Here is a 26,159-nt window from a genome sequence, read left to right as displayed (position 1 = left end):
CGGTCCCCCCACTTTCCCGGCCGGGAGTGAGACGTCAGGGCGCTAGGAGGACGCAGTGCGCAACCCCCGCACAACCCGCCGAGCCGTGGCCGCCGTGGCCGCTGCGGTGCTCGGCACCAGCCTGCTCGCCGGGTGCGCGAGCGATGACGACTCGGGCAACGGGTCGGGCAGCGGTGACACCGACGGCAAGACCGTCATCACGGTCGGTCTCTTCGGCACCTTCGGCTTCCAGGAGGCCGGTCTCTACAAGGAGTACGAGAAGCTCAACCCGAAGGTCAAGATTCAGCAGACCGTCATCGAGCGCAACGAGAACTACTACCCGCAGCTCCTGACGCGGCTCGGCAGCAACAGCGGTCTGGCCGACATCCAGGCCGTCGAGGTGGCGAACATCGCCGAGGTGGTCCAGACCCAGTCCGAGAAGTTCGTGGACCTGGGCAAGGCGGAGGGCGTCTCCAAGGACGACTACTTCGACTGGAAGTGGCAGCAGGCCACCACCCAGGACGGCAAGACCATCGGTCTGGGCACCGACGTCGGCCCGATGGCCCTGTGCTACCGCAAGGACCACTTCGAGGCCGCCGGTCTGCCCACCGAGCGCGAAGAGGTCGCCAAGCTGTGGGAGGGCGACTGGGGCAAGTACATCGAGGCCGGCAAGAAGTTCAAGGCCGACGGGCCCGAGGGCGTGGCCTGGGTCGACTCCGCCGGCGGTGTCTACAACGCGGTCATCTCCTCCAGCGCCAAGCGGTACTACGACGAGCAGGGCGAGCTGATCTACAAGGACAACCCCGCCGTCAAGGAGGCCTGGGACCTCGCCGCCGAGGCCGCCTCCGAAGGGCTGACCGACAAGAAGCAGCAGTTCACCCAGCCGTGGGACAAGGCGATGAACAACGGCACCTTCGCCACCATCTCCTGCCCCCCGTGGATGCTCGGCTACATCCAGGACAAGGGCGGTGACAAGGCCAAGGACAAGTGGGACGTCGCCCAGGCCCCCAAGCCCGGCAACTGGGGCGGCGCCTTCCTCGGCGTCCCCGAAGCCAGCAAGAACAAGGAAGAGGCGATCAAGTTCGCCGCCTGGCTGACCGCTCCCACCCAGCAGGCCAAGCTCTTCGCCGAGCGCGGCAGCTTCCCGAGCACCCCGGCGGCGTACGAGACCCCCGAGGTCGCCGACGCCAAGCACGAGTTCTTCTCCAACGCACCGATCGGCCAGATCTTCTCCACCGCCGCCCAGGGTGTGCCCACCCAGATCATCGGCCCGAAGGACCAGGTGATCCAGGAGAACATCGTCAACACCGGTCTGCTCCAGGTCGACCAGAAGGGTGTCTCGGCGGACAAGGCATGGGAGTCGGCCGTCAAGACAGTCGACAACGCACTGGACGAGTGATCGACAAGTGACCACCACCGGTTCGCCGGTGTCCGCGCCCCCCACCGACAAGGGGGGCGCGGGCCCGCGCCACAAGAGCGCTCCATCCTCCCGCGAGGAACGGCGGCGGGAACGCCGCAGCCGCTGGTACCAGCGGGACGTGAAGTGGAGCCCCTACGCCTTCGTCGCCCCGTTCTTCCTCTTCTTCGGGGCGTTCAGTCTGTTCCCGCTCCTCTACACGGGCTGGGCCTCCCTTCACAAGGTGTCGCTTACCGCCCCCACCGAGATGGAGTGGATCGGCCTGCGCAACTTCAGCAGGCTGCTCGACGACGACTTCTTCTGGAACGCCCTCCAGAACACCTTCACCATCGGCATCATCTCCACCGTCCCGCAGCTTCTGATGGCGCTCGGTCTGGCCCATCTGCTGAACTACAAGCTGCGCGGCGCGACGTTCTACCGCGTCGCGATGCTCGCCCCGTACGCCACCTCGGTCGCCGCGGCGACCCTGGTCTTCGTCATGATCTTCGGCCGTGACTACGGCATGATCAACTGGGCGCTGGGCACCGTCGGCATCGACCCGGTCGACTGGCAGAACGACAAGTGGTACTCGCAGCTCGCGATCTCCTCGATCGTGATCTGGCGCTGGACCGGCTACAACACCCTCATCTACCTGGCCGCCATGCAGGCGGTGCCCAAGGACCTGTACGAGTCGGCCGCGCTGGACGGTGCCACCCGCTGGCAGCAGTTCCTGCACGTCACCATCCCCTCGCTGCGTCCGACGATCCTGTTCACGATCGTCGTCTCGACCATCGGCGCGATGCAGCTGTTCGGTGAGCCCCTGCTGTTCAATCCCGGCGGCGGCGCGAACGGCGGCGCGCAGCACCAGTACCAGACCCTGGGCCTGTACCTGTACGAACAGGGCTGGACCAACCTGCACCTCGGGCGCGCTTCGGCCATCGCCTGGATGATGTTCCTGATCCTGGTGGTGGTCGGCCTGCTCAACTGGGCGGTCTCGCGCTGGATGCAGAAGAACGAGCTGGGCCGCAAGTCCGCGAGGAGGCGCTCATGAGCGCGTTGAAGTCCGACCGCGCGCCCCTCGACCGGGGCCTGTCCGACCTGGCGACGTCCGTCCCCTCCGGTCCGGACCGCCGGAGCGGCGGCAAGGGCGGCAAGGGCGGCAGGCCGGGACTGCTGCGCGGCCGCGCGGCCAGCGCCGGCGGCCAGCTCCACGGCGGGAAGCTGACGTACGGGGTGCTGATCCTCGTCACGGTGATCGCGCTCTTCCCGCTGTTCTGGACGGCCGTCGCCGCCTCCCGCAACAACACCCGGCTGGCCGAGTCGCCGCCGCCCTTCTGGTTCGGCGGCAACCTGTTCAAGAACCTCGAGATCGCCTGGACAGACGCCAACATGGGGCTGGCCCTGTTCAACACCACCCTCGTCGCGGGCTCCATCGCGGCGGGCACCGTGCTGTTCGGGACGATCGCCGGGTTCGCCTTCGCCAAGCTGCGGTTCAGGTTCAGCAACATCCTGCTGCTGCTGACGGTCGGCACCATGATGGTGCCGCCGCAGCTCAGCGTGGTGCCGCTGTTCATGGCGATCGCCGAGCTGGAGTGGACCAACCAGCTCCAGGCCGTCATCCTGCCGACCTTCGTCAGCGCCTTCGGTGTGTTCTTCATGCGGCAGTACCTGCTGCAGGCCCTGCCCACGGAGCTGATCGAGGCCGCGCGGGTGGACGGCGCGAGCAGCATGCGCGTCCTGTGGCACGTGGTCTTCCCCGCCGCCCGGCCCGCCATGGCCGTGCTCGGCATGCTGACCTTCGTGATGGCCTGGAACGACTTCTTCTGGCCGATCATCGCCCTGACCCAGCAGAATCCGACCGTCCAGGTCGCCCTGACCGGTCTGGGCCGTGGCTACATCCCCGACCAGTCGGTCATCATGGCGGGTGCCCTGCTCGGCACCCTTCCGCTGCTGCTGATCCTCACCGTCTTCGGTAAGCAGATCGTCGGCGGCATCATGCAGGGGGCCGTCAAGGGCTGAGGCCCTGCCGGGCGGCCCCCCGCCTTCCCGTCCCCTCCCGCTCCGCGCAACCCCCTGTCAGTCCCTTCCGTACGACCTTCGATGGGAGCGCTCCCATATGAGTCAATCCTCATTCCCCGCCAATTTCCTCTTCGGTTCGGCCACCTCCGCGTACCAGATCGAGGGCGCCGCCGACGAGGACGGCCGCACACCGTCGATCTGGGACACCTTCTGCCGGACCCCGGGGAAGGTGCTCGGCGGCGACACCGGCGACGTGGCCGTGGACCACTACCACCGCTGGCGTGACGACGTCCGGCTCATGGCCGACCTCAACCTGAACGCCTACCGCTTCTCCATCTCCTGGTCCCGGGTACAGCCGACCGGCCGCGGTCCCGCCGTCCAGCGCGGTCTGGACTTCTACCGCTCGCTCGTCGACGAGCTGCTGGAGAAGGGCATCACCCCCTGGATCACCCTCTACCACTGGGACCTCCCCCAGGAACTGGAGGACGCGGGCGGCTGGCCGGAGCGCGCCACCACCGAGCGGTTCGCGGAGTACGCCTCGCTCGTCGCCGAAGCCCTCGGCGACCGGGTGGAGCGCTGGACCACCCTCAACGAGCCCTGGTGCGCCGCCTACCTCGGCTACGGATCGGGTGTCCACGCCCCCGGCCGCACCGACCACACCGCCGTACTGCGCGCCGCGCACCACCTCAACCTGGCCCACGGCCTGGGCACCCAGGCACTGCGCGCCGCACTGCCGGGCCGCGCCCAGATCGGCATCAGCCTCAACCCGGCCGCCGTGCGCTCCCTCACCGACAGCCCCGAGGACCTCGACGCGGCCCGCCGCATCGACGCGCTCGCCAACCGGATCTTCGACAGCCCCATGCTGCGCGGCGAGTACGACGAGGACCTGCTCCGGGACACCGCGCGGCTGACCGACTGGAGCTTCGTCAAGGACGGCGACCTGGCCGACATCCACCAGCCGCTGGACGCGCTGGGCATCAACTACTACACGCCCGCCCTGGTCTCGGCCTCCGCCGACCAGAAGCTGCCGCGCCGGGACGGCCACGGCGGCGGCGAGCAGTCCCCCTGGCCCGCCTCGGACGACATCGCCTTCCACCAGACCCCGGGCGAGACGACCGACATGGGCTGGACGATCGACCCGACCGGTCTGCACGACCTGCTGATGCGCTACCACCGGGAGACCGGCGGCCTGCCGCTCTACATCACCGAGAACGGCATGGCCTGCGACGACAAGCCGTCCCCCGACGGCACCGTCCACGACCCCGACCGCGTCGCCTACCTGCACAGCCACCTGGGCACCGTGCAGCGGGCCGTCGCCGACGGGGCCGACGTCCGCGGCTACTTCCTGTGGTCGCTGCTGGACAACTTCGAGTGGGCCTACGGCTACAGCAAGCGCTTCGGCGCGGTGTACGTGGACTTCGAGTCCCTGGCGCGCACCCCCAAGTCCAGCGCCCTGTGGTACGCCCAGGTCGCCAGGACGGGTGTGCTCCAGGATCCCGACGCGGTACGGGAGACGGTGGCCGACTGAGGTCACCGGCGCGAACCGGGGGGAACCGGGCCGGGGGGAGGGACCCCGGGACCGGCAAGGGCCTGACCAGCCCTGGGCGGGGCGCAGCGGGTGTGGGGGTGGGGACCGCTGCGCCCCGCCGTCGTGGGGGGTGGCCGGCTTCCCCGGGACCTCTGGGGGGAGGGTCCCGGGAAGCCTGCCGGGGAGCTAGCCGACGGCCCGGGCGGCCGGTCCTCCGGGACCGTCCGGCGCACCGTCGTGGAGGTGTCCCGGGTGGGGGGTCGCGCCGACCGCGGTGTCCGGTGTGGGGTCCGGATCCGCCGTCGCCGCGCCGGCCAGGACGAGACCGCCGACCGCGATGAGTGCCGCCGCGACCGCGTCGGCGGCGGCCCGCCGCCGTGCGCCCGGCCCGCACCACTGTTCGGCGATGTGCCTCATCTGCTCCTGCCTCGATCCGTGGGGAACGTGGACAGGGAGCACGCTAGCGAGCCCGGTCCCGGCGAAAGACCCATAACGGGCAGCCCACCGGGAACTTATGCCTCCCTTAAGGCTGGGCTACGGAACGGCTGAGGAACCGCCACTATCGGCGTGCGCGCCGTCGCACCCGGTGGCCGCGGCGGCCGGCCGTACGGCCGGCGGACCCGCCGGACGCCCCGCCGTCCAGGGCCAGCCAGAGGCGGACCTCCGTACCGCCGAGCACCGAGCGGCCGATCCGTACGTCGCCGCCGGTGGCCTCCGCCACCCGCCGCACGATGTCCAGGCCCAGACCGGTGGAGCCGGGCCCGCCGTCGCCGTGGCCGCGGCGCAGCGCCGCGTCGGGATCGTCGATGCCCGGCCCGGCGTCGGAGACCAGCACGATCACCGAGTCGCCGGCGGCCTCTCCGTGGTGCACGTCCACCGCGAAGGCGGTGCCCTCGGGGGTGTGCCGGAAGACGTTGCCGAGCAGCGCGTCGAGGGCCGCGACGAGATCGGCGCGGGCGACGGGGATGTGGACGGGCCGGTCGATCCCGGCCAGCCGCACCTCGCGGCCCTCGTCCTCGGCCAGCGCGGACCAGAAGCCCATCCGCTCCCGGATCACCTCCGAGGCGTCGCAGACGCCGCCGCCGCCCGGCCCGCCCGGCGGCTGGGTGCGGTGCTCCCGGGCGGTGCGGATGATGTGGTCCACCTCGCGCTCCAGCTTGTCGACGGCCTCCCGGGTCTGCTCGGCGGCGTCGCCGTCGCCGAGCGAGGCGGTGTTGAGCCGCAGCACGGTCAGCGGGGTGCGCAGCCGGTGGGAGAGGTCGGCGGCCAGTTCGCGCTCGTTGGCCAGCAGTTGGGCGACCTGGTCGGCCATGGAGTTGAACGCGGCCGCGGCCAGCCGCAGTTCGGCGGGGCCCTCCACCGGCACCCGCACCGCCAGGCGGCCCGCGCCCAGTTCCCGGGCGGCCCGGGCCAGCCGCTCGGCGGCGCCCACCATGCGGGTGCCGAGCCGGTCGGCGATGACCACGGAGGCGACGATGAGCGCCGCCCCGGTCCCGGCGAGGACCAGCCAGGCGGTGGCGACGCCGTTGGTGACCTCCTGCTCGGGCACGAACACCTCGACGACGGCGGTGCCGGCGGTGGTGACGACCGGCTGGAGCAGCACGTGGCCGCCCTCGGCCGCCAGGACGGTGGCCCCCTCCAGGGGTGCGGCGGCCCGCAGTTCCTCCTCGGACACCCGCCGGGTGCCGACCTCGGCCACGTTCCCGGCCGCGTCGTCCGTCCGGTCCCCGGACCCGCCACCGGAGCCGCCGTCGGACCCGCCGCCGGGCTGCTCCCCCGCGTCCCCCGCGCCGCCGTCCCGGCCGGGGGCCGCGTACACCGCGATCCGCCCGTCGAGCCCGGTCGGGGTGGTGGCCAGCGCGCGCTCGAGCTGGTCGCGGTCGCCGGTGATGGCCAGCGCCGGCATGACGGTGGCGGCCAGCCGCTCGGCGTTGGAGAAGGCCCGGTCCCGGGCCATCTCCTTGACCACCAGCGCGAGCGGCACGGCGAAGGCCACCACCACCATCGCGGTCACGGCGATGCACACCTTGACCAGCGCCCACCTCATCCGCCCAGCCCCCTCACGGCCTCACTCCCCCGGCGCGGCGCGCACGGCGCGGCACTCACGGCCCCGGGGTCCACCGCCGCGACGGCTCGGCCGCCGCGTCCCGCGGGGGCTCCAGTTTGACGCCCACGCCCCGCAGCGTGTGCAGATAGCGGGGGCGGGCCGCCGTCTCCCCCAGCTTCCGCCGCAGCCAGGACAGATGGACGTCGATGGTCTGGTCGTCGCCGTAGCTCTGCTGCCAGACCTCGGACAGCAGTTCACGGCGCGGTACGACGACGCCCGGACGCCCGGCGAGGAAGGCCAGCAGGTCGAACTCACGGCGGGTCAGGTCCAGGGTCCGCCCGTCGAGCCGGGCCTGACGGCGCAGCGGGTCGATGGCCAGCCCGCCGACCCGGATCTCCCCGTCCCCGGGCCCGGCCGCGCCGGCGCGCGCGCCACCGCGGGCGCGGCGCAGCACGGCGGCCATACGGGCGGACAGGTGCTCCACGGAGAACGGTTTCACCAGGTAGTCGTCGGCTCCGTCGTTGAGCAGCCGGACGATCTCCGTCTCGTCGTCCCGCGCCGTGGCGACTATCACCGGCACCTGGGTTATCCCGCGCAGCATCTTCAGCGCCTCGGCCCCGTCCAGATCGGGCAGACCCAGATCGAGGATCACCACGTCGAACCCGACCTGCGCCACCTCCCGCAGCGCCTCCAGGGCGGTCCCGACACTGCGTACGGTATGGGAGGCGTCCGTGAGGTGCCGGATCAGGGCGGAGCGTACGAACTGGTCGTCCTCGACAACGAGCACACGTGCCATGAGCGGCACGTTACGGCATGCGGCCGGCCTGCGGGACAGCCGGGAAAGCACTGCCGTGAGCAATGAAAAAGCGAGCGGGCGAAGGAAAGCGGCTAAGGTGCGCGGGATGCGACGAGGACTGGTTCACGCGGGGGCGTGGGCGCTCGCCACCGGGGCGGCCGTGACGCTGTCCTGGTACGGGGTGCACACCGTGGTGTCGGGCACCTCGTACGACCGGCCGCACCCGCTGCGGGTGGCCGGGGCGCCGGAGGCCGAACCGAGCACCGACTCCACCCGGCGGCCCAGGCCGTCCGCGTCCGCCGGATCCGCGAAGCCCTCGAAGCCCTCCCGGCGGGCCGATGCCGCCTCCGACTCCGCCAAGCCCTCGTCCGCTCCGTCCTCCCCCTCCTCCGGCGAGGAAGCCGGGAGGGACGGGAAGGACGGGGAGCGCGCCGAGCGGCCCCCCGCGCCGTCCGCCGAGGTCGAGAGCCACCGCGTCCGCGGCGGCCGGGTCGCCTTCGACCTGGGTCCGGACTCGGCGACGCTGGTGTCCGCAACACCCAACGCGGGCTGGGAGATAGGGGTATGGGAGGGGGAGCGGTGGATACGGGTGACCTTCACCCGGGGTGACGAGGCGTCATCCGTCTTCTGCGTCTGGAACGGCACCCCGCCCCGGGTCACGGTCGACGAGCACGGGGGCTGAGACGGCGGCCCGGCCGCCGCGGCTCCTCCACCGGGTTCCCGCGGAGAAGCCACCGGGCGGGGCGCGCGTGCGCGGACCGGGTGCCCGTCAGGTCCCTTCGGTCCAGCAGTGCGCAGCCGGTCCGGAGCCCGGGCGCGAGCGTGGACGGTCTCCGAGCCGGGGTGACGGAACCCGCGGTGCCACCCCGGAAGCGGAAACGGCCGCGGGAACCGGTTCCGCCGTGCCGTCGGCGTGGTCGGCCCGGTAGTCGGCGGAGAGACGCCGGTGCGGAGCGGCTCCGGACCGGCCGCACGGCCGGGGCTCAGCGCCGCCGGAAGACCGAGGCGGGCGGGGCGGGCGAGGGAAGGGCGGTGGCGTCCGTGACGGGGGCGGCACCGCCGGTGAGGTCGGTGAGCGCCCGGCCGTGCTCGACCCGGCCGGGATGCGGGTCGCCGGCGGCGCGCCGGGTGAGTTCGGCGACCGGCAGCTCCCGGTCGCCCGCGGCCAGGACCGCGTTGCCGAACCGCCGCCCGCGCAGCACGGCGGGGTCGGCCACCAGGCACAGTTCGGGGAAGACGGCGGCGGCGGTGGCCACCTGGGCGCGGAGGTGGGCGAGCGGCGGACCGTCGGCGATGTTGGCGGCGTAGCACCCGCCGGGGCGCAGCGCCCGGCGGGCCTCGGCGAGGAACTCGGTGCTGGTCAGGTGGGCGGGGGTGCGGGAGCCGCCGAAGACGTCCGCGATCACCAGATCCGCCCAGCCCTCGGGGATCCGGGCCAGCCCGGCGCGGGCGTCCGCGGTGCGCACCCGTATCCGCCAGTTGCTCTCCAGCGGCAGCTCCCGGCGCACGAGGGCCGTCAGCGCGGCGTCGACCTCGACGACCTGCTGGGTGGAGCGCGGCCGGGTGACGGCCGTGTAGCGGGCGAGGGTGAGCGCGCCGCCGCCCAGGTGCACCACCCGCAGCGGCCGGCCGGGCGGGGCGGCCAGGTCGATGAGGTGGCCGAGCCTGCGCTGGTATCCGAAGTCCAGGTGGGCGGGGTCGTCGAGGTCCACATGGGACTGCGGGGCGCCGTCGAGCAGCAGGGTCCAGGCGCGCGGCCGGTCCGGGTCCGGCAGCAGCCGCGCCAGCCCGCCGCCGACCGCCTCGCTCACCGGTTCCGCGGCCCGCCTGCCGCCGCTTCCGCGCCGCCGTCCGTTCCTCGCCACGTCACCAGTATCGGCGGCCGGGCGGGCGGGCCGCAGGGCGGGCCCCCGGCGGCGGGTAACGGGAGCGGGTCCGGGAGCGGGAGTCAGGAACCCGGCCGGTCACCGCCCTCGGCGGCGGCGATCGTACGGGCCGCCTCGCACAGCGCGGCACGCAGCCGCGCCGGCTCGGTGGTCCCGGCGTACGCGCTCTCCGGCGGCACCAGCCAGTCGGCACCCGCGACCGGCGGGCCGGCGGGCCGGTCCTCCCGGTGACGGGTCCGGACGCAGCCGCTGCCCGGCAGGTCCCAGCCGTCCGCGGTGCCGGGCGGCACCAGGAAGCCGAGGGTGTCGTCGGCGCGGTCGTGCAGCACCGGGCCGACGCTGCGGCGCAGCCGTAGGATGTCGACGGTCTCCAGACCCTGCCGCGCGGGCACGGTCACCAGGTCGCAGTGCGCTGCCGCCGGACCGGCGGCACCGTCCGGGACGGGACGGCGCCGCGCGGCCGACGGACGGTTTCCGGTCTCGTAACCGGTGTCCAACAAGGGGACCCCTCCTCCGCGGTCGTTGCACAAGACTCAACGAATGGCCGTGTCAACCGCTACGGTGCAATGCCGCCGCAAAGGGTGGCAGTTCATGGCAGATCGCGGGTGGGATATCCCGTTTGTCAGGAAAAAGCGATGTATCGGGCAGCGGCGAGCCGATAGCGTCCGGCCATGGCGTCGTCACCGTCACCCTCAGCGCCGGGAGGTCCGGGGCGCCGGCCCAACCTCGCCTTCCGGGGACTGCGCGGCCGGCTCTCGCCGGGTGAGTTCGCGGCGGCCGTCCGCCGGGCGGCCCGGGAGATCGGCGAGAACGTCTCCTGTGACGCCCGGTACATCGGGCGGGTGGAGGCCGGTGAGATCCGGTGCCCCAACTACGCCTACGAGCGGGTGTTCCTGCACATGTTCCCGGGGTACTCGCTGACGGATCTGGGCTTCGAGCCCCGGCGGGTGGTCCGCGGGCGTACCGCGCGCGGACAGGGGGCGTACGGCGGCGAGGGCACCTCCCTCGGAGCGCGTACCCGCCCCCTCCTCCCCCGCGCGGAACCGCGTGCCCCGGGTGACGGGTCCGCCGACGGCCCCGTCAGCAGCCCCACCGACAGCCCCACCGACAGCCCTGCCGACAGCCCTGCCGACAGCCCTATCGACGAGGAGAGCGACGTGCTGCGTCGCGCGTTCATGACCGGCGGGCCCGTCGCCGTGGCGGCGGTGTCCCTCATCCCGGCCTCCCTGCTCCAGTCCGGCACCGCCCCGGCGGACCGGCCCGCCACCCGGCGGGCCGGGGCCGCCGAGGCCGCAGCCGTCGAGGCGGCCGTGCGCCGCATCCGGCTGCTCGACGACCGGCACGGCGCCGACAGCCTCTACCGGTGGGCCGGGGAGGCGCTGCGGTCCGCCTACGACCTGCTGGACACCGGCGCGCACCGGCAGCCCGTCGCCGACCGGCTGCACGCCGGAGCCGGGGAACTGGCCATCTCGGTGGGCTGGCTGGCCCACGACTCGGGCCGCTACGCCGAAGCCCGCCCGTACTACGCCGAGGCCCTGGCCACCGCCCGGATCGCCGGGAGTCCCGCGCTGGAGGCGCACGCCTTCTGCAACACCTCCTTCCTGGCCCGGGACGCCGGACGGCCCCGGGAGGCGGTACGGGCCGCGCAGGCCGGCCGGCAGGCCGCCGGGCACCTGGGCTCGGCGCGGCTGCTGTCGCTGCTGGCGATGCGCGAGGCGGGCGGCTGGGCCCATCTCGCGGACCGCGCGGCCTGCGAGGAGTCCCTGGGCCGGGCGCGGACGCTGTTCGAGCGCGGCCCCTGCGACGCCGACCCCGAGTGGATGACCTTCTACGGCGAAGCCGAACTGGAGGGCCTGGAGGCGCAGTGCCGGGCGGCGCTGGGCGACCGGCACCGGGCGGCACGGCACGCCCGGCGCGCGGTGGAGCTGCTCGACGCCCACTTCGTACGGAACATCGCGCTGTTCACGGCCGAACTCGCGGACGACCTCGCCGCCCAGGGCGAGGCCGAGGAGGCCGCCGAGACCGCGGGCCGGGCGCTGGAACTGCTCGGACAGGTGAGCTCCACCCGTATCCGCACGATGCTGGACGGCGCCGCCCGGCGGCTGTGGCCACACCGCCGCACACCGGCCGTGGCGGACTTCCTGGACCGTCACGCCGCCCCGGCCCGCCCCGTCTGACCGCCCGCCCGGCGACGGGGCCGGCGTCAGTCCAGGTGGCCCTGGTCGTTCCAGCGCTCGAGCACGGGCTCCCCGTACGCCCACCCCAGCACCGCCAGGGCGCCCGCCGACAACCGCAGCCGCGCCGCGAAGGACGGCTCCAGCCCCAGCCAGCGCGCGCCCACCGCCCTGAGCAGATGGCCGTGCGCGAACAGCAGCACGTCCCGGTCCGCCGACCGCGCCCGGGCGACCACCTCGTCGGCGCGGGCGGTGAGCTGTGCCAGGGGCTCGCCGCCCGCCGGGCCGTCCCGCCAGACGGTCCACTCCGCCCCCGCCCGTTCCGCGATCTCGGCGGCGGTCAGTCCCTCGTAGGCGCCGTAGTCCCACTCCAGCAGCGCGTCCCAGGTGCCGGCCCGGTCGCCGAAGCCCGCCAGTTCGCAGGTCTGCCGGGCCCGGCCGAGCGGGCTGGTGAACACCTCGGCGTCCGGCAGCCCGTGCCAGGGCGCGCGGCGCAGCCGCTCGCCGAGGAGCCGCGCCGTCCGGCGTCCCTCCTCGAGCAGCGGGACGTCGGTGCGGCCGGTGTGCCGCCCCGCCCGCGACCACTCGGTCTGCCCGTGCCGGACCAGCAGTACGCGCGCTGCCATGTGTATCCCTCACACCTCTCCCGACGAACCGGATCCCCGTGTCCCGGTCATCGTCGCCCACCGCCCCCGGCCCCGTCGCGCAACCCGCCTCCGTTCCCCCGCGTCTCTCTGCTCGCACCCGCACCGTACGGTTGTCCGACGGTGGAGTGGCCGACCGCGAGAGTTTGGAGAACGTTCGGATGTCCCGGAACCGGCTTCTGTGGTGGACCGAACTGCCACTGCTCGCCGCCGTGTACGCCGCCTACTCCGCCGGCCGGCTGCTCGCGCGCGGCGACGTGTCGACGGCCGTCGGGAACGGGTTGGCCATCCTGCGCTTCGAGGAGTGGCTGTGGCTGGACGTCGAGCGGCCCCTCAACCGGCTGTTCACCGACAACGCCTGGCTCGGCATACCCGCCGACTTCTTCTACGCCGCCCTGCACTACCTGGTGACCCCGGCCCTGCTGGTGTGGGTCTACCGCCGCCGCTCCGCGCACTACCGGAGGATGCGCACCTGGCTGCTGGTCTCCACCCTCATCGGCCTGGTCGGCTTCACGCTCCTGCCCACCTGCCCGCCCCGGCTGCTGGCCGCCGGCCACGGCTTCGTCGACACCATGGCGCAGTACGGGCACTACGGCTGGTGGGGCGGCGAGGCCAGCGCCCCGCGCGGCCTGGGCGGGCTGACCAACCAGTACGCCGCGATGCCGAGTCTGCACGTGGGCTGGTCGCTGTGGTGCGGGGTGGTGCTGTGGCAGCTGGCCGGACGGCGCGGGTGGGTGCGCGCGGTGGCCGTCGGGTATCCGCTGCTGACCACGGTGGTGGTGATGGGCACCGCCAACCACTACCTGCTGGACGCGGTGGCGGGCGCGGCGGTGATGGGTCTCGGCCTGCTGCTGACCCGTCCGGCGACGCGGTTCGCGGAGCGGTTGGCCGGGCGGCTGCGCCGGTACGTGCCGACGGGTCCGGCGGGCGGCGCGGTGGCCGTGCCGGAGGGCCCGGCGAACGCACCGGTGCCCGTGGGCGCCGCCGTGTCGCGGTCGGGGTCCCGGTCCGTGCCCCGGTCCATGCCCCGGCCGTCCGGCGGGCCGTCCCGCCGCACCGCCGGTGCGGCTCCCGCTTTCGGCGGCCTCAACTCCCCGGTTGTCACCACCGGATGCCACACTTCCCCGGGTGAGCGACATCCCCGACAGCCAACCGACGACAGCCCTGCGCCGGCGGCTCGCTGAGCTGCGCGGTGCCGATGTGGCGCCCCGGCCGCTCGACGCGCGGGCGCTCGCCGCGCTGGCCGCCAACCCCGGCTGCCGCCGCCGTGCGCTGCTGGACGGCGCGGGAGTGGACAAGGGCGCGCTGGCGAAGGCGCTGGGCGCCCCCGCCCCCTTCGGCCAGTCGCAGTTCGCGTTCACCCGCGGCCACGCCTTCGAGGCGCGGGTGAAGGGCGACGGCGGGGCCGAGCTGATGCGACTGGTCCACGCGCACACCGGCGCGCCGGGCACACCCCCGCCCGAACCGGGCGGGGTGGCCGTCCCCGAGCTCTCGGCGCCCGGCCCGGCCGGGCGCGCCGAGCGCACCCGGCTCGCCCTGGAGCGGGCCGCGGCCGACGGCGGCTGGACGCTGCTGGACCACCCGATGGTGGAGCTGCCGGTGGCCGGATCCTCCGTCTATCTGGAGCCCGACGCGGTGGCGGTCCATCCGGACGGGCGGCTGACGGTCGTGGAGATCAAGTCCTTCCCGATCCTGGACGGCTCCGCCGACCCGGCCAAGGTCGGCGCGGCGGCCCGGCAGGCGGCGGTCTACGTGCTGGCCCTGGCGGCGCTCCTCCCCGACCGGACCGACCGGGTGGCGGAACAGGCGCTGCTGGTCTGCCCGAAGGACTTCTCCAACCTCCCCACCGCGGAGGCCGTCGACCTGCGCAGACAGCTGGCCACCACCCGCCGGCAGCTCGCCCGGCTGACCCGGCTGGAGGAGATCGCCGCCATGCTGCCGGACGGGGCCTGCCTGGATCCCGCCCGGCCGCCCGCCGAACTGGCCGAGGCGGTCCACACCCTGCCGGCCGCCTACGCGCCGCAGTGCCTGTCCACCTGCGAGCTGGCCTTCCACTGCCGGGAGCGGGCCCGGGCGGCGGGCGCCGTGGAGGTCCTGGGCCGCGAGGTGCGCGGGGAGCTGGGCGGGCTGACGACGGTGGCGGCGGTCCTGGCCGCGGCCCGCGGCGGAGGCGGCACGGACGACGGTGCGGACGGCGGTGCGGACGACGGTGCGGACGACGGCACGGGAGCGGACGCCGGCGCCGATCCGGCCGCCGCCGCCCTGCACCGCGCGGCCCGGCTGCGGGCCGAGGTGCTGGCGGCCGTCCAGGCCGCGGACGGGACACCGGAGCGGACACCGGAGCGGACACCGGACGGAACAGCCGACCGGCCGGTCCGGCCGGCGGGGAGGCCGTGATGTCGCTGCTCGCCACACTGGCCCGGGTGGAGGCCGCCGCCACCGGGCGCGCCCGCCCCCTGACGACGGTGTGCCACCGGCGGCTGACCGAACGGCCGATGGTGCTGGTTCCGCTGACCACCGCCGGTGAGGCCGGCGCCCCGCTGGGCGCGCTGGTGGGCACCGACCGGGACGCCCCGCGGCTGCTGGTCGTACCGCAGCCGCGCGACCGCACCCTGCGGTTCGCCTTCCTCACCGAGCTGGCCGACGCCGTACTGCCTCATCTGGAGTCCGCGCAGGACGAGGTGGAGCTCACCGAGCGCACCGAGACCGATCCGGAGACGGGCAAGCGGGTGAAGGTCGAGGCCGAGCTGTGCGCGGACGCCCCGCAGCTGATCGTGCCGAACACCGCGGGGGTCGCCTACGTACGGCTGCTGGGCCGCTCCATGCGCTTCCGCCGTACCGCCGAGGAGGATCCGCGGGCCGCCCATCCCGCCCCCGCCCGGCTGCCGCTGCTGGGGCGGTGGCTGACGCACTACGGGGAGCGGGCCCGGGTGCCCGGCTCCGCGCTGCTGCTCGCCATGACCGAGCTGCTGGGCCGCCACTGGGCCACCGGTCAGAGCCGGCTGGAGGACCAGCACCTGGGCGCGCTGCTGGCCTGGATCACCGCCGGGGACGGCGAGTCGGGCGCCGAGGCCGCGCTCCGCGCCGAGCTGGCGCGCGACGGCGACGGGCTGCTGCTCACCCCGCCCGCGGGTCCGGCCACCGACCCGGCCTTCGACAACCGGCGGCTGGCCCCGGCCATCGCCCGCCACGACGCCGGGCTGGACGGTGCCGAGGAGGAGATCCGCGAGCTGGTCGCCGCCCAGCTGCGGCCGACCTGGGACGCGGTGTGGCGGGGCCTGGACCTGCTGCGCGCCCTGCCGCCGGGCGCCCGGGTCGCGGACCGCTGGAAGCGGGACCGCTGGTCCTACACCGCGCACCGCGACCGGTTGCGGGCCGGCGAGCCGCCCCAGCCCAGGCGGGACGACGCGGTGACGGCGGCGCGCAAGCTCGCCGCGCGGGAGACGGCGCTGGCCGAACTGGCCGCCCAGGAGGCGCTGGACGACCCGCTGGTGATGGCGGAGCGGCGGCTGGCCGGGGAAGCGTTCACCGGCGAGGTGACCGGGGTGGAGACGGCGTACTCGGAGGGCAGACGTCCGATGCCGCGTCCGCTGGTCACGGTCCGCACCGGCGATCTGCCGCAGCTGGAGGAGGGCGGCCGGGTGTACCGGGCGCTGCCGAGCGGGAAGTCGCAGTCCGGCGAGTACGTCGCCTCCCCCGCCCCGGGGCTGCTGACCGTGCGGCTGACGGGCGGCATGGGCCGGGGGAAGGTCCCGGAGGCCGGATCGGTGCCCGGAGAGGGCGAGACGGTGTGCTGGACGCTGTTCGAGCACGCCCCGCGCGGCGGGCCGGAGCTGCCGGATCCGGAGGAGACGCCGTGGACGCACGGCGGCCCGCCCGATCCGGACGCCCTGGACGCCCCCGATCCCGTGACCGCGGAGGACCTGCTGTGACCGGCACCACCGTGACCGACACCATGACCGACGCCTCGTCCGACGCCTCGTCCGGCAACCCGGACCGCACCGGCGCCGGACCCGCGCCCGGCCCCGCCGCGGCGGCGAAGGCGGCCACCGAGGCCATCCTGCGCGACACCCTCTCCGGTGCCCACCGGGGCGTGGTGGTGGACTCCCCGCCCGGTGCCGGGAAGACCACGCTGGTGGTGAACGCGGCCCGGCGGCTGGCCGCGACGGGGCGGCCGCTGATGATCGTCGCCCAGACCAACGCCCAGGTGGACGATCTGGTGGACCGGCTGGCCGGCGCCGACCCCGAGCTTCCGGTGGGGCGGCTGCACAGCAGCGAGGCGCAGCCGTACGACCCCGTCCTGGACCGGCATCCCTCGGTGGTGAAGTCGGCGAAGGCCGCGGAGCTGGCCGGACTGGACGTGGTGGTCTCCACGGCCGCGAAGTGGGCGCATGTGAAGGGCGCCGGGCCGTGGGAGCAGGCCATCGTGGACGAGGCGTACCAGATGCGGTCCGACGCGCTGCTGGCCGTCGCCGGGCTGTTCGAGCGGGCGCTGTTCGTCGGGGACCCGGGCCAGCTCGACCCGTTCAGCCAGGTGGCCGCCGAGCAGTGGGCGGGGCTGACGTACGACCCGTCGGCGAGCGCGGTGACGACGCTGCTGGCGCACAATCCCGGGCTGCCCGTGCACCGGCTGCCGGTGTCCTGGCGGCTGCCCGCCTCCGCCGCGCCGCTGGTGTCGCGGGCGTTCTACCCGTACACCCCGTTCCGCAGCGGCACCGGGCCGGGCGAGCGGCGGCTGGAGTTCACGGCGGCCCCGGACGGCTCGGCCGTGGACCGGGTGCTGGACGAGGCGGCCGCCGCCGGCTGGGGCCTGCTGGAACTGCCCGCCCGCCACACCCCGCGCACCGACCCGGAGGCGGTCGCGGCGGTGGCGGAGGTGGTGCGGCGGCTCCTGGAACGCGGCGGGACGGCCGTCAGCGAGCGCTCGCCCGAGCCGGTCCCGGTGACCGCCGACCGGGTCGCGGTGGGCACCGCGCACCGCGACCAGGCGGCGGCCGTCCGCACGGCGCTGGCCGGCCGGGGTGTGACCGGGGTGACGGTGGACACCGCCAACCGGCTCCAGGGCCGGGAGTTCGACGTGACGGTGGTGCTCCACCCGCTGTCGGGCCGTCCGGACGCCACGGCCTTCCATCTGGAGACGGGCCGGCTGTGCGTACTGGCCTCGCGCCACCGGCACGCCTGTGTGGTGGTCTGCCGGGCGGGCGTCGCCGAGCTGCTGGACGAGTACCCCTCGGCGGAGCCGGTCCAGCTCGGGGTCGGGGTGAAGTTCCCGGACGGCTGGGAGGCCAACCACGCGGTGCTGGCACGGCTGGCGGAGCACACGGTCCCCTGGTGACCGCGTGCGGCGCACGGTGCCGTTCCGCGCCGCGTCCCCGGCGCGGAACGGCACCGTGCCCCTGGCGCGGCACCCGGTTCCCCGGTGACCATGGGGACGGCCTCCCGGACACTCCGGGGCCTGCTCGGCCGGGCACCGGGCGGGTACCCGGAGGAGGCAGGCAGCCGCGGGGCGGCGCACGAGGAACGTACGAGAACCGTACGAGGACGTGCGGGGGACGTACGAGGGACAATGAACGCTGCCCACGACCGACGGAGGTACCTCCATGCCAGAGCCGAAACCGGCTCCGGATCCGCGCGGCGGCGCGCCGCGCCGTCGGCGGCCCGCTCCGCTGCTCTTCGAGCCGCCGGAGGCCGTGTCCGACCCCGAGCACTTCTTCGACCTGGAGTCCATAGAGGATCCGCGCGAGCTGCTGGGCCGTGCCACCGAGCTGGCGCTGGCCTTCCGGGCGGCGGCGGACCGGGCCATGGAGTTCCAGGCCGTCGCGGCGGCCCAGCTCGCCGACCCCAGCCGCTTCGACCGCCTGCCGGACGAGGTGATCGCGGAGCGGGCGGAGTGGACGGCCGACTACGCCCGCAAGATGATCGAGTTCGGCCGTGAGCTGATGGCGGACCGCACCCCGGAGTGACGGCCGTACCGGCGGCTGTACCGGACGGCACCGGACGGCAGCAGGCAGTACCGGACCCTGCCGGGTGGAGGCGCCACGGCCCCCGGCATATGCGGGCGGCGAAAGATACCGGACGCCGCCGCGCGCTGTCCCGGGTTCGGTGAAGTTCCAGGGCCGGTACACAGGCTGCGGGTAGATGTAGGCGGTATGAGCGATGCAGCCGCGTATGTCACCCCTGCCGGAGCCGACTGGCTCGCGTCCTCCAGTGTCTTCCCGCGCAGTGTCCACGCGCTGTGGGCGCTGCGTCCCGGGCTGCCCGGCGTCCTGCCCTGCGGTACGGCCTTCGACGTGGTCAGCGCGGGCCCGATGTTCGGGCGCCGGATGCTGGACCGGCTGTGGACCGCCGGTCCGGGCACCGGCCCGGTGGCCCTCCACGGGGGCCGGATGCTCCTGTTCGCCGTTCCCGGCACGGCCCAGCGACTCCCCGCCCTGCTGAGCTGGCGGGAGTGGGGGCACACCACCGGTCCCGTTCCCGCCGCGGACGCCGGCCGGGGTGGGGAAACGATCCCTCCGCTGCTGTGCTACGGCCTCGGCGACGCCGTGACCGTGCCCCCTCCGGTGCCCGGTGGGGACTGTCCGCCCACCACCCGCTGGCTGGTCGCCCCGGATGTCCGGCACCCCTGGCTGCCGGGGGCTGAGGCCCTGCTGTGGGCCTGCGTACGGGCGGTGCGCACCGGCCGTACGGGCGGCGGTACGGGGCACGATCAACCGATTTCCGCTCCCTCGGAACGAGGTGCTAAGGTCTACCACGTCAACAGGCGCCGCTAGCTCAGTTGGTTAGAGCAGCTGACTCTTAATCAGCGGGTCCGGGGTTCGAGTCCCTGGCGGCGTACAGACGGTCGAGGGCCCTCGCGGGAGCGGGGGCCTTCCGGCTGTCCGGCCCGGCCCTCGGCGCCCGGTCCGCCGTCCGCCGCCCCCTCACAGTGCGCTCACCGGCGTGCCCGGCGCGCCCGGCGCGCGCTCCGTACCCCGCACCACGACCTCCACCTGCCAGCCGGCCGCCGTGCGCGCCACGACCGACACCCGTACCGTGCCCGCCTCCGTCGGCACCTCGATGCTCTCCCCCGATCCCAGCGGCGCGTCGGCCAGCGGCGGGTAGACCGAGATCCGCGGGCAGGCGGCGCTGTCCGGATGCGCGTCCACCACCCGGACGGGGCCCTCGGCCGAGGCGATGTCGCCGCGCACCCGGTACAGCAGCACTCCTTCGGTGCAGACGGTGGTGTCGTTGCCGGCGCGCTCCCGGACCTCGATCGCCAGCACCTCGCCGTGCCCGGTGCGGACCACGACCAGCCGGGTGCCGGGGGTCCCCGGCGGCGTCCCGTCCCGGCGGGGCTCGCCGACCGCGCGCAGGGTGTGCCGGGTGGTGCCGGGCTCGGCACGGCAGGCGACGTCGCCGCCGTCCAGCCAGCCCAGCTTCCACTTGTGCCAGCCGAAGGGGTCGGGGGCCAGGCCGAACTGACTGCCCATCAGGTCCCAGTCGCCGACGTGGGTGTCCCAGTCCCCGTCGTCCTCCTCGGGCTGGTGGTAGAGGTCGGGCAGGTCGAACAGATGCAGGGTCTCGTGGGCCAGGACGTTGCGGTCCGGCGGGCTCTCCTCGAAGACCGTCACCACCCGGTGCAGCTCGGTGCCGTCCACCGTGATCGGCCGGTCGAGGTTGACGACCTTGGTGGCGTCGGAGTTCACCCCGGGCGCCTCGGGGTCGGCGACGAGGTAGACGATGTCGTACTCGCCGAAGTCCACGTGCGGGTCCACCGCGGCGACGGCGTCGTCCAGGTAGGCGGTGCGCAGGTCCGGCGCCCAGTCGCGCTGTATCCCGTACGCCCGTGAGTCCGCCGCCATCTCGAACCAGCGGTCCACCGGGTGCGGGCGCAGCGCGAAGGCCCCGTAGGAGGCGCGCTCGAAGAAGGCGGAGGTGTCGGGGAAGTAGTCGGCGACGAGCCGGCCGGGGCCGGCGGTGGGCGGGGCCTCGGGGAAGGACAGGAAGACCATCAGCGCGTCGAGCGTCCCCTCGGGCCGGGGGTAGTCGGGGTGCCAGGTGTCCAGTCCCTCGGAGTGGTGGACGGCGGTGCGTTCCAGGGCGCAGGAGTCGGCACCGGTCGCGACGGCGACCGGTCCGGTCACCAGACTCGTACCGATCAGGGCGGAGAGCGCGGTGAGCACCGCACCGGTCCGCCGGGACCGCGGGCCGAAAACGGGCCCGCCGAAGCCGCCGCCGTCCGGCGGGAGCGCGGGTATGCCACGCGTCCCGTCGGTCCGATCGGCTCGGCGCGTCCTGCGCACATCGTCCTCCCGCGGTGTCTCGGGGCACGGCACCCACTGTGGCCCCTCCGTTCCCCGGGTGCCCCGTTCCGCTAGGCCGTACGAGTGAGACCCCACAGGATCACCGTCAGTAACAATCGGTCATCATCGGTCGGTGGCGCGAAGTTGCCGTGCAGGAACGATCAGCCTGTCGAAAGCGCGTCCACAGAGTCCGTCACACGGGTGTGGAACACCGTGCGCGACACTGGCTCGCCCACCCGACAAGCCTCTATGATCGCCACATTTCCAGGGCGGATTCCCCCCAATACGGCCGCCGGCCCACCGCCCGAAGCCACCCCCATGAGACGAGTCCCCCGGGAGCGATCGGTGAATGGATCCTTCGACGGACCGGGTAGGAAACCGGTCAGCAGCCCCGGCACGACAGCGTCGGACATCACTCCGAGTAGCCACTCCGGGGAGTCACGGCCCTCCGCTTCCCCCGGGGCACCCTCCGACACGCCTCCCGGCGCACCCCCCGATCCGGCGGCCTTCCGCACCGCCTTCGAGGCCGCCCGGCTCGCCATGGCCCTGATCGACGGCGCCGGCCGGGTGGTGGTGGCCAACCAGGCGCTCGGCCGCCTGCTGGGCGCCCCCGCGGCGGAACTCACCGGCGCCCCCGTCACCGCCCTGGCCGGCATCGGCCTCGACGACCGGGCCCGCGCGGACTGCCAGGCCGTCCTGGAGGGGCGCAGCGCCGGGATGAGCCTCACCCACCACCTCAAGCACGAGGACGGCCGCTCCCTGTGGACCGAGGTCACCGTGGTGCCGGCCGACCGGCCCGCCCCGCGGCCCGGGGCCGGGGACCGGTCCGTACCGCGCCGCGGCACCGCGCTGCTGTCCGTCGCCGACGTCAGCGAGCGGCACGACCTGCGGCGGCGGCTGCGCCGGCTGCAGACGCACGACCCCGTCACCCGGCTGCCCAACCGGATCCTGTTCCTCGAGCGGCTGTCCGCCGCCCTCACCGGGTCCGCCACCGGCCGGATCGGGCTGTGCTACCTGGACCTGGACGGTTTCAAGGCCGTCAACGACACCCTCGGCCACCGGATCGGCGACCGGCTCCTGGCCGCGGTCGCCCGGCGGCTGCGCCAGTGCGCCGAACCGGGCGGGCAGCTGGTGGCCCGGCTCGGCGGCGACGAGTTCGCCCTGCTCGCCGAGGCGTCGACCGGCACCCAGCCGCTGACCGAGCTGGCCCAGCGGATGCTGGCCGCACTCCAGCAGCCGTTCGACCTGGCCGGGCACCGGCTGGCCGTCTCCGCCAGCATCGGGGTGGTGGAGCGGCCCGTCGCCGGCACCACCGCCACGGAGCTGATGCAGGCCGCGGACACCACGCTCTACTGGGCCAAGGCGGACGGCAAGGCCCGCTGGACCCTCTTCGACCCCGAGCGCAACGCCCACCGGATGGCCCGCCAGACCCTGTCCAGCACTCTGCGCCCGGCGCTGGAGAGCGGCGAGTTCGCGCTGGAGTACCAGCCGATCGTCTGCCTGCACGACGAGACGGTCGCCGGGGTGGAGGCACTGGTGCGCTGGCGCCACCCGCGGCTCGGCACGCTCGGCCCGAACCAGTTCATCGGGCTGGCCGAGGAGAACGGCGCCATCGTGCCGCTGGGCCGCTGGATCCTCGCCGAATCGTGCCGCCAGGCCCGCCGCTGGCAACTGGAGCGCCCCGACCTGCCGCTGTACGTCAGCGTGAACGTGGCCGTACGGCAGGTGTGGGACTCCGACCTGGTGGCCGATGTCGCCGCGATCCTGGAGGAGACGGGGCTGCCCGCGGGACTGCTGCAGCTGGAGCTGACCGAGTCGGCCGTGATGGGCTCGGCCGGCCGGCCGCTGAAGGCCCTCCAGGCCCTCTCGGACATGGGGATCCGCATCGCGATCGACGACTTCGGCACCGGCTACTCCAACCTCGCCTATCTCAGCAGGCTCCCGGTGCGCGGTCTGAAGCTGGACGGAACGTTCGTGCGCGGGTTCCGCACCGCCCAGACCGTCAATCCCGCCGACGAGACGATCGTCACCTCACTGGTCCAGCTCGCCCACAACCTCGGCCTGACGGTCACCGCCGAGTGCGTCGAGGGTTCCGCCCAGGCCGACCGGCTGCGGCGGATCGGCTGCGACACCGGCCAGGGCTGGCACTACTCCAAGCCCGTGCCGCCCGACCGCATCAGCCGGCTGCTGGTGGCCGGCGGACGGCCGTAGCCCGGCCAGCCCGGCCCGCGGACGGGACCGGGCCGGGCCGGAGTCCGTCAGAGGCCGTAGGCGTCGGCGATCAGCTCGTGGCCGCGCACCCGGGCGGCGGGGCCGTGCACATGCGAGGCGATCATCAGCTCGTCCGCGCCGGTGCGCCTGACCAGCTCGTCCAGACCCGCACGGACCCGCTCCGCCGTGCCGTACACCAGGTTGGACAGCCAGCCGGCGACGAAGTCGCGCTCCGCCCCGCCCATGCTCCGCTCGTACTCCGCGGCCTCCTCGGGGTCGGGCACCAGCCCCGGGCGGCCCGTGCGCAGCCGCAGCATCGCCAGCGCACCGGTCATCACCTGGCGGTGCGCCTCCTCCTCCGTGTCCGCCGCCAGCGCGCCGACGCTGATCAGCGCGTACGGCTCGGCCAGCACCGCCGACGGCCGGAACGACGTGCGGTACAGCTCCAGTGCGGGCAGGGTGCCCGCCGCCGAGAAGTGGTGGGCGAAGGCGAACGGCAGTCCGAGGCTCCCGGCGAGCCGTGCGCTGAAACCGGAGGAGCCCAGCAGCCACACCGGCGGCCGGTTCACCGGCCGCACACCGCCGGGCACGCTCCCCTGGACCGGGCCGGGTACGGCGTGGATGCGGGCGTAGGGGTGGCCGTCGGGGAAGTCGTCGTCGAGGAAACGGACCAGCTCGGCGAGGAGCCGCGGGAACTCGTCGGCGAGCCGGTGCGGGTCGTCGGTGCGGCGCAGCGCGGCGGCCGTCGCCCCGTCGGTGCCGGGGGCGCGGCCCAGGCCGAGGTCGATCCGGCCGGGGGCGAGGGCCTCCAGGGTGCCGAACTGCTCGGCGATCACCAGCGGTGCGTGGTTGGGCAGCATCACCCCGCCCGAACCGAGGCGGAGGGTGGTGGTGTGGGCGGCCAGATGGGCCAGGATGACGGCGGGCGAGGAGCTGGCCACCCCGGGCATGGAGTGGTGCTCGGCCACCCACAGCCGGTGGTAGCCGCGGCGCTCGGCCAGCCTCGCGATCTCCACGGAGGTGCGCAGGGCGTCGGAGGTGGTCTGTCCGGCCCCGACGGCGGCCAGGTCGAGAACGGACAGCGGGACGGGCGCGGTACCGCGGGCCGGGCCGCGGACGGCGTCACCGCCCGTGCCGCCCCGGGCGCCGCCGTCCGCGGTCCGGTCCCTCGTCTCGCCGCCGCCGGTGTCGCCGTCGGTCGCGGGGTCCATCTCGGGCTGCCTCCTCGTGGTGGGTGCGCGCCGCGGTCGCGTACCGCGGGCGGTAAGGAGACAGCTCCCCCGGCCAGGTGGTTATTCCCGCAGGTCCGGCCGGTCCGAACGGCCCGAGTGGTCCGGCCGGCCGCCGGGGGCCCGCCCGGTGAAGAGCGCGCCCAGGGCCGGGCAGCGCACCGTGCGCCCCAGCAGCCGCAGCCCCTCCCAGACGGTGACCTGGTTGGCGGTGAGCACCGGTTTGCCGAGCTCGGCCTCCAGCTCGGGCAGCCAGGCGGCGGTGTGCAGCGCGGTGTCGGGCAGCAGGACGGCCGCCGCGTCCGGGTGGTCGCCCGCCCGGGCCAGGGCGAGCACCTCCGCCCGGCCCCAGGTGCCGACCTCGGCGGCGGTGACGATCCCGGCGCCGCGCACCGCGACGACCTCGGCGCCCGCCGCCTTCAGGAAGACCCGGAAGTGCTCGGCCACGTCCTCCGGATAGGTCGCGGCGATCGCGACCCGGTCGGCACCCAGCGCCCGTACCGCGTGGGCGAAGGCGAAGGAGGTGCTGGAGGCAGGCAGACCGGCGACCTCGGACAGCTCGCGCGCCTGCCGGTGCGCCCCCTCCCAGCCGAAGACGAAGCTGGCACTGGTACAGGCCCACACCACCGCCCGCGCTCCGCGCTCGCGCAGCGCCGAGACCCCGGCCGCCAGCCGGGCCGCCGATCCCATCTCCAGCAGCGCGTCCACCCGGTGCGCGTCCTCACCGATGTCGGTGTGCACCAGCGGCAGCCGCACCTCCGCACCGGCCTCGCCGAGGATCGCCTCCAGCCGCGGGTAGTCGTCCTCGGCCGAGTGGCCGGGGTAGAGGAAACCGACCGTGTCTGCCATCCAGTCCTCCTGCTCCGTATCCGTGGTGCATGCCGGTCTTGTCCTTCACGTGCGGACCGGACGACGGCCGGTGCTCCGGAGCGCCGCCGCGGTCCGCCGGGCCCGGCTCAGCCGGGCGGCAGGAGCCCCGGATCGTCCGGAAAGGGGGGCGGCTCCGGGCCGTCCGCCGCGTCCGCCGCGTCCGGTGCCGGGCCGGCCACCGGCCCGGCCAGGGCCGCCTCCGGCTCCGGGGGACCGGTGACCGCGGATTCCGGCACCACCGGCAGCCCGGGCTGCCCGGGCAGGGCCGCCGTCCCGGGCAGGCCCGGCACCCCCGATACCTCCGACACCCCCGGCATCCCCGACATCCCCGACATCGAGGCCGGGCCGCGCCGCGCCACCGGGTCCAGCAGCGCCTGATAGGGGCCGACCGCCTGCTCGCCGATCCGGCGCAGCGCCGACCAGAGGGTGACCTGGTTGGCCGACAGCACCGGCATCCGCAGTTCGGCCTCCAGCTGGGGGATGGTGTCGTACGTCGGCAGGTTGGTGCAGCTGATGAAGAGGGCGTCGGGGGCGCCCACCGCGGCCTCGTGCGCCATGCGCACCACGTCGCGGTACGGCACCCGCCAGATCTCCCGGGTCAGCCCCAGGTAGCTGCGGCCGGTGACCTCGATCCCGGCCTCGCCCAGGAACGCCTCCAGGGAGTCGGTCACCGACCCGGTGTACGGGGTGACGACGGCGACACGCCGCGCGCCGAGCTCCGTCAGCGCCTCCAGCAGGGCTCCCGAGGTGGTCAGCGCGGGGATTCCCCCCGTCTGCGCCATGGCGGCGCACATGGCGCGCTCCCCGGTGGTGCCCGCCACGAAGGAGCCGGAGGTGCAGGCGTACGCCACCACCTCCGGCGCCACGGCGCTCAGCGCCCGTACGGCCTCCCGGAGCGTCTCGTGCTCGCTGACGAGCCGGGCCAGGTCGAGGCTGACCTCGACGGGGACGAAGGGCGTGCGGGTCAGGTGCAGCGAGACCTCGTCCGGGACCCAGCGCCACAGCTCCCGGTCGAGTGCGAAGTCGAAGGGCGCGACGACGCCGACGCCGCGCTGCGGGCGCGGACCGCCGAGAAAAGAGACATCCATGAGCAACCCC

The 26,159-nt window shown here is 74.6% G+C and carries 23 protein-coding genes and 1 tRNA gene; 14 read left to right on the top strand and 10 right to left on the bottom strand.

The features are described 5' to 3' along the window. Positions 1–55: 55 nt before the first annotated feature. The 4 genes from CUT44_RS27815 to CUT44_RS27800 all read left to right on the top strand — a co-directional run bounded on the left by CUT44_RS27815 (position 56) and on the right by CUT44_RS27800 (position 4,922). Entirely contained in the window at positions 56–1,378 is a 1,323-nt protein-coding gene (locus CUT44_RS27815; RefSeq protein ID WP_233221715.1) for an ABC transporter substrate-binding protein, read from the top strand. 7 nt (positions 1,379–1,385) lie between these two features. Then, the gene (locus CUT44_RS27810; protein WP_100204727.1) at positions 1,386–2,426 is read left to right on the top strand and encodes a carbohydrate ABC transporter permease; all 1,041 of its coding nucleotides are present in this window, start codon (positions 1,386–1,388) and stop codon (positions 2,424–2,426) included. Beyond that, positions 2,423–3,394, top strand: coding sequence for a carbohydrate ABC transporter permease (locus CUT44_RS27805; protein WP_100204726.1), 972 nt, complete (start codon positions 2,423–2,425; stop codon positions 3,392–3,394). The genes CUT44_RS27810 and CUT44_RS27805 overlap by 4 nt, the downstream gene beginning before the upstream one ends. A gap of 97 nt (positions 3,395–3,491) precedes the next feature. After that, on the top strand, positions 3,492–4,922 hold the full coding sequence (locus CUT44_RS27800) for a GH1 family beta-glucosidase (protein ID WP_100204725.1): 1,431 nt from the start codon (positions 3,492–3,494) through the stop codon (positions 4,920–4,922). Between the two features lie 186 nt (positions 4,923–5,108). Here CUT44_RS27800 and CUT44_RS27795 read toward each other — a convergent pair whose 3' ends face one another. The 3 genes from CUT44_RS27795 to CUT44_RS27785 form a co-directional block, all read right to left on the bottom strand. Beyond that, on the bottom strand, positions 5,109–5,339 hold the full coding sequence (locus tag CUT44_RS27795) for a hypothetical protein (protein WP_100204724.1): 231 nt from the start codon (positions 5,337–5,339) through the stop codon (positions 5,109–5,111). Between the two features lie 142 nt (positions 5,340–5,481). Then, positions 5,482–6,969 (bottom strand): sensor histidine kinase, encoded by a 1,488-nt coding sequence (locus CUT44_RS27790; RefSeq protein ID WP_100204723.1) that lies wholly within the window; start codon positions 6,967–6,969, stop codon positions 5,482–5,484. Positions 6,970–7,024: 55 nt separating this feature from the next. Next, complete coding sequence (locus CUT44_RS27785) at positions 7,025–7,765, bottom strand: response regulator transcription factor (protein ID WP_199185862.1); 741 nt, start codon at positions 7,763–7,765, stop codon at positions 7,025–7,027. Between the two features lie 106 nt (positions 7,766–7,871). On the opposite strand from CUT44_RS27785, the gene CUT44_RS27780 reads away from it, so the two are divergent. After that, positions 7,872–8,447: a hypothetical protein gene (locus CUT44_RS27780; RefSeq protein WP_100204721.1), complete on the top strand. Its 576-nt coding sequence runs from the start codon at positions 7,872–7,874 to the stop codon at positions 8,445–8,447. A 301-nt stretch (positions 8,448–8,748) separates the two neighbouring features. Here the strand turns inward: CUT44_RS27780 and CUT44_RS27775 are convergent, their stop codons facing one another. Next, on the bottom strand, positions 8,749–9,630 hold the full coding sequence (locus CUT44_RS27775; protein ID WP_100204720.1) for a spermidine synthase: 882 nt from the start codon (positions 9,628–9,630) through the stop codon (positions 8,749–8,751). Positions 9,631–9,713: 83 nt separating this feature from the next. Then, positions 9,714–10,151 (bottom strand): hypothetical protein, encoded by a 438-nt coding sequence (locus CUT44_RS27770; RefSeq protein ID WP_100204719.1) that lies wholly within the window; start codon positions 10,149–10,151, stop codon positions 9,714–9,716. Between the two features lie 171 nt (positions 10,152–10,322). On the opposite strand from CUT44_RS27770, the gene CUT44_RS27765 reads away from it, so the two are divergent. After that, the gene (locus tag CUT44_RS27765; protein ID WP_100204718.1) at positions 10,323–11,828 is read left to right on the top strand and encodes a hypothetical protein; all 1,506 of its coding nucleotides are present in this window, start codon (positions 10,323–10,325) and stop codon (positions 11,826–11,828) included. Positions 11,829–11,854: 26 nt separating this feature from the next. On the opposite strand, the gene CUT44_RS27760 is transcribed toward CUT44_RS27765, so the two are convergent. Next, positions 11,855–12,451, bottom strand: a complete 597-nt coding sequence (locus tag CUT44_RS27760) for a histidine phosphatase family protein (RefSeq protein WP_100204717.1) — start codon at positions 12,449–12,451, stop codon at positions 11,855–11,857. A 179-nt stretch (positions 12,452–12,630) separates the two neighbouring features. On the opposite strand from CUT44_RS27760, the gene CUT44_RS27755 reads away from it, so the two are divergent. The 7 genes from CUT44_RS27755 (at position 12,631) to CUT44_RS27725 (ending at position 19,303) form a co-directional block, all read left to right on the top strand. Continuing rightward, on the top strand, positions 12,631–13,653 hold the full coding sequence (locus tag CUT44_RS27755; protein WP_100204716.1) for a phosphatase PAP2 family protein: 1,023 nt from the start codon (positions 12,631–12,633) through the stop codon (positions 13,651–13,653). Continuing rightward, positions 13,598–14,866: a hypothetical protein gene (locus CUT44_RS27750; RefSeq protein ID WP_233221714.1), complete on the top strand. Its 1,269-nt coding sequence runs from the start codon at positions 13,598–13,600 to the stop codon at positions 14,864–14,866. The genes CUT44_RS27755 and CUT44_RS27750 overlap by 56 nt, the downstream gene beginning before the upstream one ends. After that, complete coding sequence (locus tag CUT44_RS27745) at positions 14,866–16,401, top strand: hypothetical protein (protein ID WP_100204715.1); 1,536 nt, start codon at positions 14,866–14,868, stop codon at positions 16,399–16,401. The genes CUT44_RS27750 and CUT44_RS27745 overlap by 1 nt, the downstream gene beginning before the upstream one ends. Before the next feature lie 23 nt (positions 16,402–16,424). Continuing rightward, entirely contained in the window at positions 16,425–17,804 is a 1,380-nt protein-coding gene (locus CUT44_RS27740) for an AAA domain-containing protein (RefSeq protein WP_100205230.1), read from the top strand. Positions 17,805–18,069: 265 nt separating this feature from the next. Beyond that, a complete protein-coding gene (locus tag CUT44_RS27735) occupies positions 18,070–18,432 on the top strand; it encodes a hypothetical protein (RefSeq protein ID WP_100204714.1) in 363 nt (120 codons plus the stop codon). Between the two features lie 186 nt (positions 18,433–18,618). Continuing rightward, positions 18,619–19,239 (top strand): hypothetical protein, encoded by a 621-nt coding sequence (locus CUT44_RS27730; protein WP_100204713.1) that lies wholly within the window; start codon positions 18,619–18,621, stop codon positions 19,237–19,239. Further along, positions 19,230–19,303 (top strand) — tRNA-Lys (locus CUT44_RS27725). Before CUT44_RS27730 ends, CUT44_RS27725 begins: the two co-directional genes overlap by 10 nt. An 86-nt stretch (positions 19,304–19,389) precedes the next feature. Here CUT44_RS27725 and CUT44_RS27720 read toward each other — a convergent pair. After that, a complete protein-coding gene (locus CUT44_RS27720) occupies positions 19,390–20,631 on the bottom strand; it encodes a M6 family metalloprotease domain-containing protein (protein ID WP_233221713.1) in 1,242 nt (413 codons plus the stop codon). A gap of 438 nt (positions 20,632–21,069) precedes the next feature. Between CUT44_RS27720 and CUT44_RS27715 the strand changes: the two genes are divergently transcribed. After that, positions 21,070–22,962, top strand: a complete 1,893-nt coding sequence (locus tag CUT44_RS27715; RefSeq protein ID WP_100204711.1) for a putative bifunctional diguanylate cyclase/phosphodiesterase — start codon at positions 21,070–21,072, stop codon at positions 22,960–22,962. A 47-nt stretch (positions 22,963–23,009) separates the two neighbouring features. Here CUT44_RS27715 and CUT44_RS27710 read toward each other — a convergent pair whose 3' ends face one another. From CUT44_RS27710 to CUT44_RS27700, 3 genes are all read right to left on the bottom strand, one after another. Next, a complete protein-coding gene (locus CUT44_RS27710; protein WP_100204710.1) occupies positions 23,010–24,173 on the bottom strand; it encodes an LLM class flavin-dependent oxidoreductase in 1,164 nt (387 codons plus the stop codon). Positions 24,174–24,254: 81 nt separating this feature from the next. Further along, on the bottom strand, positions 24,255–25,040 hold the full coding sequence (locus CUT44_RS27705; protein ID WP_100204709.1) for a maleate cis-trans isomerase family protein: 786 nt from the start codon (positions 25,038–25,040) through the stop codon (positions 24,255–24,257). A 107-nt stretch (positions 25,041–25,147) separates the two neighbouring features. Further along, on the bottom strand, positions 25,148–26,149 hold the full coding sequence (locus tag CUT44_RS27700) for a maleate cis-trans isomerase family protein (RefSeq protein ID WP_100204708.1): 1,002 nt from the start codon (positions 26,147–26,149) through the stop codon (positions 25,148–25,150). Positions 26,150–26,159 lie beyond the last annotated feature (10 nt).

This window comes from Streptomyces carminius, assembly GCF_002794255.1.
In the GTDB taxonomy this organism is placed as follows: domain Bacteria; phylum Actinomycetota; class Actinomycetes; order Streptomycetales; family Streptomycetaceae; genus Streptomyces; species Streptomyces carminius.
The sequence above is the reverse complement of the archived record's forward strand: the minus strand, read 5'-3'. Positions and strand labels throughout refer to the sequence as shown.

Coding starts and splice junctions, on each gene's coding strand:
- CUT44_RS27805 (WP_100204726.1), top strand. CDS start 2,423: ATGAGCGCGTTGAAGTCCGACCGCGCGCCCCTCGACCGGGGCCTGTCC.
- CUT44_RS27765 (WP_100204718.1), top strand. CDS start 10,323: ATGGCGTCGTCACCGTCACCCTCAGCGCCGGGAGGTCCGGGGCGCCGG.
- CUT44_RS27760 (WP_100204717.1), bottom strand. CDS start 12,451: ATGGCAGCGCGCGTACTGCTGGTCCGGCACGGGCAGACCGAGTGGTCG.
- CUT44_RS27740 (WP_100205230.1), top strand. CDS start 16,425: ATGACCGACGCCTCGTCCGACGCCTCGTCCGGCAACCCGGACCGCACC.
- CUT44_RS27800 (WP_100204725.1), top strand. CDS start 3,492: ATGAGTCAATCCTCATTCCCCGCCAATTTCCTCTTCGGTTCGGCCACC.
- CUT44_RS27780 (WP_100204721.1), top strand. CDS start 7,872: ATGCGACGAGGACTGGTTCACGCGGGGGCGTGGGCGCTCGCCACCGGG.
- CUT44_RS27755 (WP_100204716.1), top strand. CDS start 12,631: ATGTCCCGGAACCGGCTTCTGTGGTGGACCGAACTGCCACTGCTCGCC.
- CUT44_RS27715 (WP_100204711.1), top strand. CDS start 21,070: ATGAGACGAGTCCCCCGGGAGCGATCGGTGAATGGATCCTTCGACGGA.
- CUT44_RS27700 (WP_100204708.1), bottom strand. CDS start 26,149: ATGGATGTCTCTTTTCTCGGCGGTCCGCGCCCGCAGCGCGGCGTCGGC.
- CUT44_RS27745 (WP_100204715.1), top strand. CDS start 14,866: ATGTCGCTGCTCGCCACACTGGCCCGGGTGGAGGCCGCCGCCACCGGG.
- CUT44_RS27790 (WP_100204723.1), bottom strand. CDS start 6,969: ATGAGGTGGGCGCTGGTCAAGGTGTGCATCGCCGTGACCGCGATGGTG.
- CUT44_RS27705 (WP_100204709.1), bottom strand. CDS start 25,040: ATGGCAGACACGGTCGGTTTCCTCTACCCCGGCCACTCGGCCGAGGAC.
- CUT44_RS27730 (WP_100204713.1), top strand. CDS start 18,619: ATGAGCGATGCAGCCGCGTATGTCACCCCTGCCGGAGCCGACTGGCTC.
- CUT44_RS27735 (WP_100204714.1), top strand. CDS start 18,070: ATGCCAGAGCCGAAACCGGCTCCGGATCCGCGCGGCGGCGCGCCGCGC.
- CUT44_RS27795 (WP_100204724.1), bottom strand. CDS start 5,339: ATGAGGCACATCGCCGAACAGTGGTGCGGGCCGGGCGCACGGCGGCGG.
- CUT44_RS27785 (WP_199185862.1), bottom strand. CDS start 7,765: ATGGCACGTGTGCTCGTTGTCGAGGACGACCAGTTCGTACGCTCCGCC.
- CUT44_RS27710 (WP_100204710.1), bottom strand. CDS start 24,173: ATGGACCCCGCGACCGACGGCGACACCGGCGGCGGCGAGACGAGGGAC.